Origin of the sequence: Rhodococcus sp. KB6 (genome assembly GCF_001445685.1) — a bacterium.
Classification (GTDB): domain Bacteria; phylum Actinomycetota; class Actinomycetes; order Mycobacteriales; family Mycobacteriaceae; genus Rhodococcus_F; species Rhodococcus_F qingshengii.
Genome location: NZ_LNAK01000120.1, coordinates 480,424 through 490,134 on the forward strand (window position 1 = coordinate 480,424; position 9,711 = coordinate 490,134).

Genomic DNA, 9,711 nt, shown 5'->3' on the forward strand with positions numbered 1-9,711 from the left:
GAATCGTATTGCTGACGAACCAAGGTCGGAGAACAATGGGTCACTACAAAAGCAACGTGCGTGATATCGAGTTCAATCTGTTCGAGGTACTCGGGATCGGCGAACTGCTGGATGCCGGCGCTTACGGGGACCTCGACACCGACACCGTGCGCAACATTCTTGCGGAAGTATCGAGGCTGGCAGAAGGCCCGGTCGCCGCGTCCTTCGCCGACGCGGATCGAAACCCTGTCGAATTCGACGCACCCAATCACGCCGTCGTGGTCCCGGAACCTCTGCGCAAGACGGTCGAGGCGGTGAACGAGGCCGGTTGGTCGCGACTCGGTCTACCGGAAGGCATGGGTGGCGTTCCTGCTCCCGCGCCATTGGTCTGGGCGATCGGCGAAATGTTGGTCGCGGCAAACGGATCCGCAAGCTTTTTCAACATGGGTCCACTGATGGCGAGCGTGCTCTACACCATCGGAAACGAACAGCAAAAACACTGGGCCAAAGAAGGATTCGAGCGCGGATGGGCCGGAACGATGGTGCTCACCGAACCAGACGCGGGATCCGATGTAGGCGCAGGCCGAACAAAAGCAATCGCGCAGGACGACGGCACGTGGCACATCGAGGGCGTCAAGCGATTCATCTCGGGCGGCGATGTCGGAGACACGGCCGAGAACCTCTTCCACTTGGTACTTGCCCGGCCCGAGGGCGCCGGTCCAGGAACCAAAGGTTTGAGCCTGTTCTACGTTCCGAAGTCCCATTTCGACTCGGAGACACTTGAACTGGGAGAGCGCAACGGCGTGTACGTCACCGGCGTCGAGCACAAGATGGGTCTCAAGTCTTCCCCAACTTGCGAGCTCACCTTCGGAGCGACGGACGTTCCTGCCGTCGGCTGGCTCGTGGGTGATGTCCACAACGGTATCGCCCAGATGTTCCAGGTCATCGAGAACGCTCGAATGATGGTGGGCACCAAGGCTACCGGAACACTGTCCACCGGCTATCTCAACGCCCTCGAGTATGCGAAAGAACGAATTCAAGGTGCAGACCTTACCGAGCTGACAAACAAGACCGCACCCCGTGTGGCCATTACGCATCACCCCGACGTCCGACGCAGCCTGGCGATGCAGAAGGCCTACGCCGAAGGCCTCCGAGCGGTCTACCTCTACACCGCTGCACACCAGAATGCCGATGTCGCCGAGTTGGTTTCGGGGGCGGATGCCGAACTGGCGGCGCGGGTCAACGATCTGCTGCTGCCGATCGTCAAGGGCGTCGGTTCCGAAAAGGCCTACGAACTGCTCACCGAGAGCCTGCAGACCCTGGGCGGCTCCGGTTATCTTCAGGACTACCCCATCGAGCAGTACATCCGCGATGCCAAGATCGACACCCTGTACGAGGGCACCACGGCAATCCAGGCGCAGGACTTCTTCTTTCGGAAGATCGCACGCGACCGCGGCGTTGCACTCGCTCACGTAGCCGGTCGCATACGAGAGTTCATCGACAGTGAGGCCGGGAACGGTCGACTCAAGGCCGAGCGAGTCCTACTCGAGATCGCCTTGACCGACGTGCAGGAGATGGCCGGGACGCTCACCGGGTATCTGATGGCTTCCCAGGACCAACCCTCCGAGTTGTACAAGATAGGCCTCGGCTCGGTGCGCTTTCTGTACGCGGTAGGCGACCTGCTCATCGGATGGCGCCTGTTGGTGCAAGCGGAAGTCGCGTTGGCAGCCTTGGACCGTGACGCGTCGGCAAAGGACCGGTCGTTCTATCGGGGCAAGGTGGTCATCGCGTCATACTTCGCCAAGAACATCCTGCCCGTCCTGGCGTCGACCAAAGAAATCCTGGGTTCCCTCGACAACGAGATCATGGAACTCGAGGAAGACGCATTCTGACAACGTGCCACAGTGAAGGCATGTATCTGCCCGACATCGAGTACGTAGGGGTCTGGAGCTTTCCGATCATGGGGCCGGATGCACCAGACGACGCTCCCGCCAACGTCGTCGAGGCGTGCCAGGCTGTCGGCAAGGATCTGCAATGCCGCTGGCACGGCCCCGATACGTACATGGAGAACTGCCTGTGGACGGTCTCGTTGCTCGATGACGGCCACTGCCACCTCGCGCTCGACGCTGGACCACGGCCGAAGCACAAGAGTGCAGGAACCAGCCCGTTGAGGGGCTTCGGGTTTGGCGGGCCGCACACCGAACAGCCTGTACAGGAGTTGACGGCCCTGATCGCCGGCGAAGTCCAGGACGAGCTGGCCGGCGGATTTCCCTTTGTGCACTGGCCCATCGAGAAGGACCGATTCTTGATGCCGACATTGCGTGCCGGACGCGCGGTATGGGTGGTTCGCAGCACTGATCGCATTGTCTCCGAGATCGGCGAACTCTGCCCGAGATGAGAATGCTTGCTGCGTGATTCAAACGTGGTCGTGAACCGGCGACGGAATCTTGTTGGAACGATAAGAGTCTGCGCTCCGGTTCGGCCGCCAGAGACGCCAGTGCTTCGCGGACAGCCGGAACGGGAGATGGTCTTGTAGGTGACGAGCACCGGACGACAACCGTTCGTCTGCTGGCAGGTTGAGCCACAGGGACAGTGAGGATGCCGCGTTCCCAAGGGTTGCGCGTATGCCTGACTCGCCGAGAGTCCGGCCGTATCCGTCGACGGCAAAGCGGCCGAACGCGTCGGGCGTGATGTCGGGATACGGCGCGTGGTTGTCCGGGTCGATCAGGCGTACGGGCGCACTGTAGGTCAGTGCCGCCACAGAACGTCCGTGGGTTGTGACCGCATCGGAACCAACGAGGGTATCGAGCGCTTCGTTGACAGAACCAGGTGGGACGTTCCATTCGGTATGGGTTTGCGCTTTGTAGCGGGGCCCACCGAAGAGCTCGGTAGCGAACGATGACAACTGCGCGGTCGGCTCGGATGGCCCACTCTGGTAGATCTCGAACGTCCACGACGGCAACGACACTGGTTCGGTGCAGGATTCCAGGAACGTCTGCAGCCGCTGAAATGCAACATCGGGACGCTTGACTCGAAGCGAGTGTGCACCACCGGCGGACCCGGGCAACCCGTCGTATGTCACTACTTCCGGCAATCCGGCTTCCGGTGTCCGCACCGTCACAGGTTAGCCAATCGCGAAAGCACTACCCCGACTGGTTCCTCCGTCGCGTGGCGATAGCCAGTACCGGCCCACAGGTGCATTCGCTCGGGATCTGCCTGCGCAACAGCGGCTTTGCGCATCGGGTTGGTCAGGTGATGGATGGCCGGGTACCCGATGGGCGCTTGTGCGTCGTAGCGATCGATGAACTCGTTCCGAAGCGCCCGTGCAGGACGTCCCGTGAAAGCTCTTGTAACGACCGTGTTCCCGCGGGACGTGTCGGCCAGAGCTGCCTTGTGCGGAGCCGAGGCGCCACTCTCCTCGGTGCGCAGCAGTACGGTACCGACCACCGCCGCCTCGGCTCCGGCACGCAATGCCGCAGCGACGTCGGCTGGGGTCGCCAGCCCACCTGCCGCCAACAACGGAACAGAGGTGCGATGACGGATCTGAGCGATAAGTTCGGCGATCGGTGTTTCTGCCGGAACCTCCAGAGGAGTGAGCGTTCCGGAGTGACCACCGGCAGCTGACGATTGCACGACAAGCAGATCGGCACCGGCTTCGACGGCAAGGAGCGCTTCTGCCGCTGAGGTAACCGTCAACACGACCAGCGAACCGGCAGCGCGCAGCGCATTGACGACGACAGGGCTGGGAATGCCGAAGGTGAAGCTCACTACCGGAACCGGGCTGGCCAGAAGCAGGTCGATCTTGTCCGCGAAATAGTCGTCGTCTTCGACAGGCTCACCGTCAGCCAGTGTGATGCCGTAGCGATCCGCCTCGACCTGGATCGCCCTGGCATAGGCACGGTAGGCATCGACATCGACAGGCACCGGGTTGGGCGCAAAAACGTTGACACCGAACGACACTCCCTCGGCGCGCACGGCGTCGATCTGTTCGGACAGAGCCTGAGGCGTCTTGTACCCGGCGGCGAGGAAGCCGAGACCGCCTGCGCGAGAGGCAGCAGCAACAAGTGCCGGTGTGGAAGCGCCGCCGGCCATGGGCGCTGCGATGACAGGGACCTTCAGGTCGAGATCGGTTGTGAGTGCGCTCATTCGAACATCTCCAGTCCTACGTCGGATAGTGCTCCGGCCGTTTCGTCATCTGACATCAAAAACTACCTCCTCAGTCGAGGTAGCCGTCCGAGGGTCCGCATCGAGATCGGAAGGGAATCGGAACCGCAATGCTGCGGCGGCCACTGCCGCGGCAAGGACGATCGCACTGCCGAGCAACAGAGACGACGCCCTGCGTGCGTGCACTCGCGTCGAACAGGCTGCCGCGGACTGCGGTATCGGCGAAATCGAATGGCAGGACAACCGCCACGACTTCGCCTCCTTGCTGACCCTCCCGCTCGGCCGCGGACTCGCGGCCACCAAGTGGACCCGCGCCAAGTAGCGAGCGAAGGACACCTCATGACGAACACACAGCAGCGCACCGAGTACCGACGCGGACACAAGAAGACCAGCCGGTGGTCTTTCGCGCCCTCGCTCGGAAAGAAGAAGGTCCGGATCGAGAGCCCGGAGGAAACCGCGGATATCGACGCAAGGATCGACGCCGTGGTCGCTTCGGACCGGATCACCGTTCGGCGCCAGCCCCCCCAAGCGCAACAAATGGCTGGACCGGTGGGGTTGGTACGAGATCCGCACCGAAGGTGCCTGGACGTCCACCTGCCAAGGTGAGGCCTTGAACCTGGCCACGATGCGCCGCTCGGTCCGTCACGAGGGCCTGATGACGGGGCTGAACAAGATCAGCCAGACGATGGAGATCGTCGACCCGTTCGAGCTGTACGGAACGGAAATCGAGAACATCAACATCGCCGTCATCGGAGACATCGGCAAAGCGAAGTCCTCGCTCATCAAAACCGCATTCTGCCTGCGCCAACTCGCCCTGCCGAACCGACAGGTCGTGGTCGTCGACAAAAAGCGCCAAGGAAACAAGGGTGGCGAATACTCCGGAATTGCCGACTCCGTCGGTGCTCGCTCGATCCGTTTCCACGCCGGCGGCGCCGACGTAATCGGGATCCGCCTCAACCTCCTCGACCCGGCGATCGCCAGCGGAATCGAACGAACCGACGGCCTCGCCCCGGCAGGGCAGGAAGCGCTCGTCGGCGCCGTCATCGAGGACACCATCGGCCGCCCATTGGTCGAGAAAGAAGACGCTGCACTGCGGTTGGCATTGCAGGTCGTCAACGAACGAGCCGCGAAGGAAGGACGCGAGCCGATTCTGCGCGAGCTCGCCAACGAACTACTCGAATCAACCCCCGGTAGCGGAGCGACGTTCGGGCAGCTGTGGGCCGAGGACGCCAAGCGCTGGGGTCTGACACCAGGTCTGGCGCTGCGCAAGCTGTGCGAAGGCGACCTCAAGGGCCTCGTCGACGGCGCCACCTCACCGGAGGTTCGCGAGGCGCTCGAGCATCCGTTCGTGCACTTCGACGTCTCCGCACTGCCGAACAAGGGGCCCGCGTTGCGGGTGATCATGACCGTGATCAACACCTGGCTCGCGAACGTGCTTGCTTCCCGGTCCGCACAGCACATGCAGACCGTGTTGATCGTCGAGGAAGGATGGCACGTCGCGGACGGATCGACCGGAAAGGTGTTCCGCGAGAACATGAAACTCTCTCGCGGCCTGGGCCTCTCGACCTGCTCGGCGTTCCACCACATCTCCGACCTACCGACTGATTCCCCTGCCCGGGCGCTGATGAAGGAAGCCGGAATCGTCTTCCTCTACGGGCAGGACCGAGTTGAAGATGCCGAAGAAACCGCGCGCATGTACCACCTGCCGCCCGGCTCGACCGAAATCATCATGTCCCTCGCCAAAGGCCACTGCCTCGTCAAATACGGCAGCGCCGATCCAATCCTGCTCCAGCACGTGCGTTCGGGCATCGAAATCACACTCACCGACACGGACGAAGTCATCAAGGGAGAAGCGGCATGACCACACAGCGCCCTACCAAGCCGATAGTGAGCCCGGGTGTGATCCCGATGGCCGCGACCGCGCTCGCCGTGGTGTTGAGCGTGGTCGGCGGAGGCTACCTTTCCGGGGTCCTCGCGGGCACCGGCGGCGCCTTGCCGTCCGGGATATACGGAGTGCTCGACGTGTTCAAAGGGCTGTTCCTGCATCCATCTGATCCGGCGCTGGCATGGCCGGAAAGCTCGCGGCCGGGCGGTCCGATCCTGACGTGGGGATGCATCGCCGTCCTGGCGGCATTGTGCCTGTGGCTGGGCATGTTCATCTCGTCGAAGATGACGATCCGCCGCGCTGCACGCCGGGTTCGAGAGTCCGGCTTCGCAGACCGCACCGAACTTGCCCGCGCCGGCGTCAGCGAGAAGGCAGCCGTACGGAAAGCGAAAGCGACCCGCCTCTCACTCAAGGATGTTCCGGTGCGCCGCATCGCCGCGGAGGCAGAAACCACGAAGATCGCCACCCTCTACAACGGCGGTGACGGCGTCTACTTGCAGTACCGCGACGGGCTGACCTGCACCGGACCGACCGGCGCCGGTAAAACATGGCGCGTGTGCTGGAAGGGCGTCACCGACGCCGTCGGCCCCGTGGTTGCACCTCGACCCGCGGCGACCTGCTCCGCTCGACCTGGGCGCAGCGCAGCGAAGTCGGCCGCGTCGAGGTCTTCGACCCTGAAGGGTTGACCGCGATCCCCAACCCGATGCGATGGTCGATCCTCGACGGATGCGATGACCCGGAAGTCGCCAAACGACGGGCAGAAGCGCTGGTCCAGGCCATGCCGATGGACGACACCAGCAACTCCGGCTACTGGAACGGCAAAGCCGCGATGCTCATGCGCGGCTACCTCTACACCGCGGCCGTCAAGAACAAGGACTTGATGGACCTGCGGATCTGGGCGTCTTCCCGCAACGTCAAACTGGTGCGCGATGTCCTGAAAAAGGATCTCCCGGACTGGCACGCCGAACTCGGCCAGGCGTTGGACTCGAAGTCCGACTCCTCCGACGACGTGGTCAGCGCATGTGCACGGTTGCTCGAGCCGTTGGCGTCCCCGAAATTGATGGGCGCAATCAACGTCCCTCGCAGCGAATCCGCTGATCTTCATGCGCTGATGACCGAAGGCAAGAACACCGTCTATCTCGTCTCGGAAGGACACAGCGCATCGGCGGCCGCGTTCACCACCGTCCTGTCCGCCGAGCTGTACCACGTGGCGAAAACGCATGGCCTGACCAGGCCGGACGACAAGATCGACCCGCCACTACGGATGGTCCTCGACGAAATGAACAACGTGGCGGCGATTCCGCACATGCCAGACCTGATCACTGACTCGGGCGGCCGCGGAATCCAGATTTGGGCGCTCGTGCACAGTGCCTTGCAGAACGAGAAGCGCTGGGGCCGCATCGGTGGTCAGCGACTCTCGACGGATTCGCCGGCCCGTATGTACTTGCCGGGTCTTGGCGACGAAAGCGAGTTGGCGGCACTGTCTCGGCTGATGGGTAGCCGTGACGAATACACCAGCCACGATCCGCGTTCGGCTCCGCGTTCGGTGCCGGTGATGGCGCTCAACGAGATCCGTGAGATGCCCGAAGACCAAGCACTGATGATGTTCCGCAATGCGAAGCCGATGAAAGTGCGTCTGCCCTCGGTGTGGGATGTTCCCGACCTCTCCAAGCGAGTGCGGGCCAACCAGGCGGCGTTCGACGACTTCTGCGCGAAAGGCAGCCGATGAACGGCGACTCGATGGCGCCGGTGTGGGAGCGGGCCGATCACTGGATCTCCGGGGACTCCGCGCTGTGGATCTTTCGCAGCACAAACGGGGTGTACGAGCGGCCGATCATCATCGTTTCGCCTGCCGGCGCCATCGTGTGTGATCCGGAAGTGACGTACAACGGTGGCATCTTCACGCTCTCCGAAGGCTTCCGCGATGTCCGGCACCGCAATTCATGCGAATCGTGCACACCCTCGGTGGAAGCGTTGCGCAGGCGTGGCGAGCACACTGCCGTGGCCACCTGGGATTCTCGGAAAGGCGGTGGGTGGTGAGCATTCCGGTGTACAACCCTGGCCCTGTCGATTGGTTTCACCTGGACCGGGTCGCGGCCGCCGAACTGTGGGTCGAACTCCGCCCGTGGGTGGAGCACCTACGTCGGCGCTATGACCTGGGCAATCAGATCCTCTCGTGCTGGTTCAAACACGATCCGCTCGTCGAGGAGCTGACAGCGGCGATGTGGGCGCATCGTGAGGTGTACCAGCAGCTGAGCAAGAATCCGTACCACGGAGGAATGGCAGCCTGGCACTACCAAGTGCTGTGGCCGCTCGTTCAGCGCATCCCGACGATGGCCGGCTTCGAGGAATGCCGCAGTGGAGTGTGCGGCTACGAACCGGATGAACCCGAGATCGCGGACGACTTCGCCGAGTTCATCGCTGCCGACGCTGACCGCCGCACCGAACCTGAACCGGCAGCTGAGTCCGCATCGCCGATGAGCGTGCTGACGATGGATCAGGTTCTCGAGATGATCGACAGCGGCCGAGCCTCCGCGGAAGATCCTTCCGACGATTTCCCGGCCGTCGACATCGACGGTGCCCGTTGGGAATTCGACGACGATACCGAAACATATCGGCCCGTCGAATAGTCCTTCACAAGCCGAAGTATCCACGGCCCCAAACCCTTCGGTCGGTCTCGCCCACCGTCCGAGAACACGGGTGGCGGGGCCGTTGATACTTCTCGTGTCCGCCACGGCTGCGGCGCTTCGCGGGTTGTCCCGCCTGGGGCCTGCGTGTCGCGCTGTGGCGGACACACCCTTTTCTCCATAGGATGCTCTGCAACACAACTCGATTCGGATTGGTGGACTGCCATGCAACGTAATGACCCCTTGGGGCGAATGAGCTCCGACGCGATCGAGTTCTTTTCACGCTGGGCAACTCGTCTTGTCGCTACTGGGCTTTGGGTCGCTGCGGTGGGCTGGATCGTGCTGTTCACAACGGGTGAGCAGGATGTGATGGCTTCGCGCGCATGGGTCGTCTTGCCTGCCGTTGCACTGCTGGTCGTAGGAGCGTCATTCCTTGTGATCGCGCAATCGAAACTGGTTCGCGCTCGGTCTTGACTGCCCTTACCCCGCTAGAGCACGGAAAGGCGTGACCCCAACCAGTTTGGGGCCACGCCTTTCCTGGCGAATCGGGACACCTAGGCCGGGTTTGTTGCCTGGCCTTCATCGTCGAAAGTCTCCGCTTTCGGCTCGATAGCATCAATGCCTAAGAGGCCGGCGGCCGCGCACAGTATTTTGTGCCCGTCTGCCCTTGCTTGGGACCTTGGCAGGGGCTGGAGCGGATGCTTCGGCTCTGAGGGCGCAGGGGGTGCCTGACCAGACCCCAGTCTTCTCACCTGCTTTTGATGCAAAGCCAGAGCAGACCTGTACCGCCGCATTTCAGTTTCATGTCGCTGCGTTTTGTAGTCTGCTATCGGATCAAGCAGGAGATGAGCACATACGGCCGCACCTTCTGGAGTTGCGATTCCGCTTCGGTGCAGGACAAGCGACGGGTTCCTCTCCTCCAACTCACTCTGCGCATGTGTCAATGGCCACGAAGTTCTCCCCGTAGGCGGCCAGTAGTTCTCCCCGCTGGTGGCCACGGGTTCTCCCCGGTGGCGGCCAGTTGTTTTTCCCCACCCGCTTTCTGATTTGGGTTAG

12 protein-coding genes are annotated in these 9,711 nt (G+C 62.7%); 9 read left to right on the forward strand and 3 right to left on the reverse strand.

The annotated features are described in order from the left end of the window. Positions 1-35: 35 nt before the first annotated feature. Both ASU23_RS18640 and ASU23_RS18645 read left to right on the forward strand, forming a co-directional pair. Positions 36-1,871, forward strand: a complete 1,836-nt coding sequence (locus ASU23_RS18640) for an acyl-CoA dehydrogenase (RefSeq protein ID WP_050654947.1) — start codon at positions 36-38, stop codon at positions 1,869-1,871. Positions 1,872-1,891: 20 nt separating this feature from the next. Further along, the gene (locus tag ASU23_RS18645; protein ID WP_007735610.1) at positions 1,892-2,377 is read left to right on the forward strand and encodes a hypothetical protein; all 486 of its coding nucleotides are present in this window, start codon (positions 1,892-1,894) and stop codon (positions 2,375-2,377) included. A gap of 18 nt (positions 2,378-2,395) precedes the next feature. Here the strand turns inward: ASU23_RS18645 and ASU23_RS18650 are convergent, their stop codons facing one another. From ASU23_RS18650 to ASU23_RS34015, 3 genes are all read right to left on the reverse strand, one after another. Next, complete coding sequence (locus ASU23_RS18650) at positions 2,396-3,100, reverse strand: hypothetical protein (RefSeq protein WP_058038459.1); 705 nt, start codon at positions 3,098-3,100, stop codon at positions 2,396-2,398. Beyond that, positions 3,097-4,125, reverse strand: a complete 1,029-nt coding sequence (locus ASU23_RS18655) for a nitronate monooxygenase family protein (RefSeq protein WP_058038460.1) — start codon at positions 4,123-4,125, stop codon at positions 3,097-3,099. The genes ASU23_RS18650 and ASU23_RS18655 overlap by 4 nt, the downstream gene beginning before the upstream one ends. A gap of 70 nt (positions 4,126-4,195) precedes the next feature. Continuing rightward, positions 4,196-4,393, reverse strand: coding sequence for a hypothetical protein (locus ASU23_RS34015; RefSeq protein WP_156423172.1), 198 nt, complete (start codon positions 4,391-4,393; stop codon positions 4,196-4,198). A gap of 89 nt (positions 4,394-4,482) precedes the next feature. On the opposite strand from ASU23_RS34015, the gene ASU23_RS34020 reads away from it, so the two are divergent. From ASU23_RS34020 to ASU23_RS18695, 7 genes are all read left to right on the forward strand, one after another. Further along, entirely contained in the window at positions 4,483-4,749 is a 267-nt protein-coding gene (locus tag ASU23_RS34020) for a hypothetical protein (RefSeq protein WP_156423173.1), read from the forward strand. A gap of 4 nt (positions 4,750-4,753) precedes the next feature. Next, on the forward strand, positions 4,754-6,004 hold the full coding sequence (locus ASU23_RS18670; protein ID WP_058038462.1) for an ATP/GTP-binding protein: 1,251 nt from the start codon (positions 4,754-4,756) through the stop codon (positions 6,002-6,004). Continuing rightward, positions 6,001-6,714, forward strand: coding sequence for a hypothetical protein (locus tag ASU23_RS34285; protein ID WP_058038463.1), 714 nt, complete (start codon positions 6,001-6,003; stop codon positions 6,712-6,714). Before ASU23_RS18670 ends, ASU23_RS34285 begins: the two co-directional genes overlap by 4 nt. Continuing rightward, positions 6,711-7,757, forward strand: a complete 1,047-nt coding sequence (locus ASU23_RS18680; RefSeq protein ID WP_054781315.1) for a type IV secretory system conjugative DNA transfer family protein — start codon at positions 6,711-6,713, stop codon at positions 7,755-7,757. Before ASU23_RS34285 ends, ASU23_RS18680 begins: the two co-directional genes overlap by 4 nt. After that, entirely contained in the window at positions 7,754-8,068 is a 315-nt protein-coding gene (locus ASU23_RS18685) for a hypothetical protein (RefSeq protein WP_054781314.1), read from the forward strand. Before ASU23_RS18680 ends, ASU23_RS18685 begins: the two co-directional genes overlap by 4 nt. Beyond that, positions 8,065-8,658: a hypothetical protein gene (locus tag ASU23_RS18690; RefSeq protein WP_156423174.1), complete on the forward strand. Its 594-nt coding sequence runs from the start codon at positions 8,065-8,067 to the stop codon at positions 8,656-8,658. The genes ASU23_RS18685 and ASU23_RS18690 overlap by 4 nt, the downstream gene beginning before the upstream one ends. 222 nt (positions 8,659-8,880) lie before the next feature. Next, a complete protein-coding gene (locus ASU23_RS18695; protein WP_156423175.1) occupies positions 8,881-9,129 on the forward strand; it encodes a hypothetical protein in 249 nt (82 codons plus the stop codon). The last annotated feature ends 582 nt before the right edge of the window (positions 9,130-9,711 follow it).

Bases quoted from the DNA above. Each gene is read 5' to 3' on its own strand.
- ASU23_RS34285 (WP_058038463.1), top strand. From the start codon at position 6,001: ATGACCACACAGCGCCCTACCAAGCCGATAGTGAGCCCGGGTGTGATC.
- ASU23_RS18685 (WP_054781314.1), top strand. From the start codon at position 7,754: ATGAACGGCGACTCGATGGCGCCGGTGTGGGAGCGGGCCGATCACTGG.
- ASU23_RS18695 (WP_156423175.1), top strand. From the start codon at position 8,881: ATGCAACGTAATGACCCCTTGGGGCGAATGAGCTCCGACGCGATCGAG.
- ASU23_RS18645 (WP_007735610.1), top strand. From the start codon at position 1,892: ATGTATCTGCCCGACATCGAGTACGTAGGGGTCTGGAGCTTTCCGATC.
- ASU23_RS18655 (WP_058038460.1), bottom strand. From the start codon at position 4,125: ATGAGCGCACTCACAACCGATCTCGACCTGAAGGTCCCTGTCATCGCA.
- ASU23_RS18640 (WP_050654947.1), top strand. From the start codon at position 36: ATGGGTCACTACAAAAGCAACGTGCGTGATATCGAGTTCAATCTGTTC.
- ASU23_RS34020 (WP_156423173.1), top strand. From the start codon at position 4,483: ATGACGAACACACAGCAGCGCACCGAGTACCGACGCGGACACAAGAAG.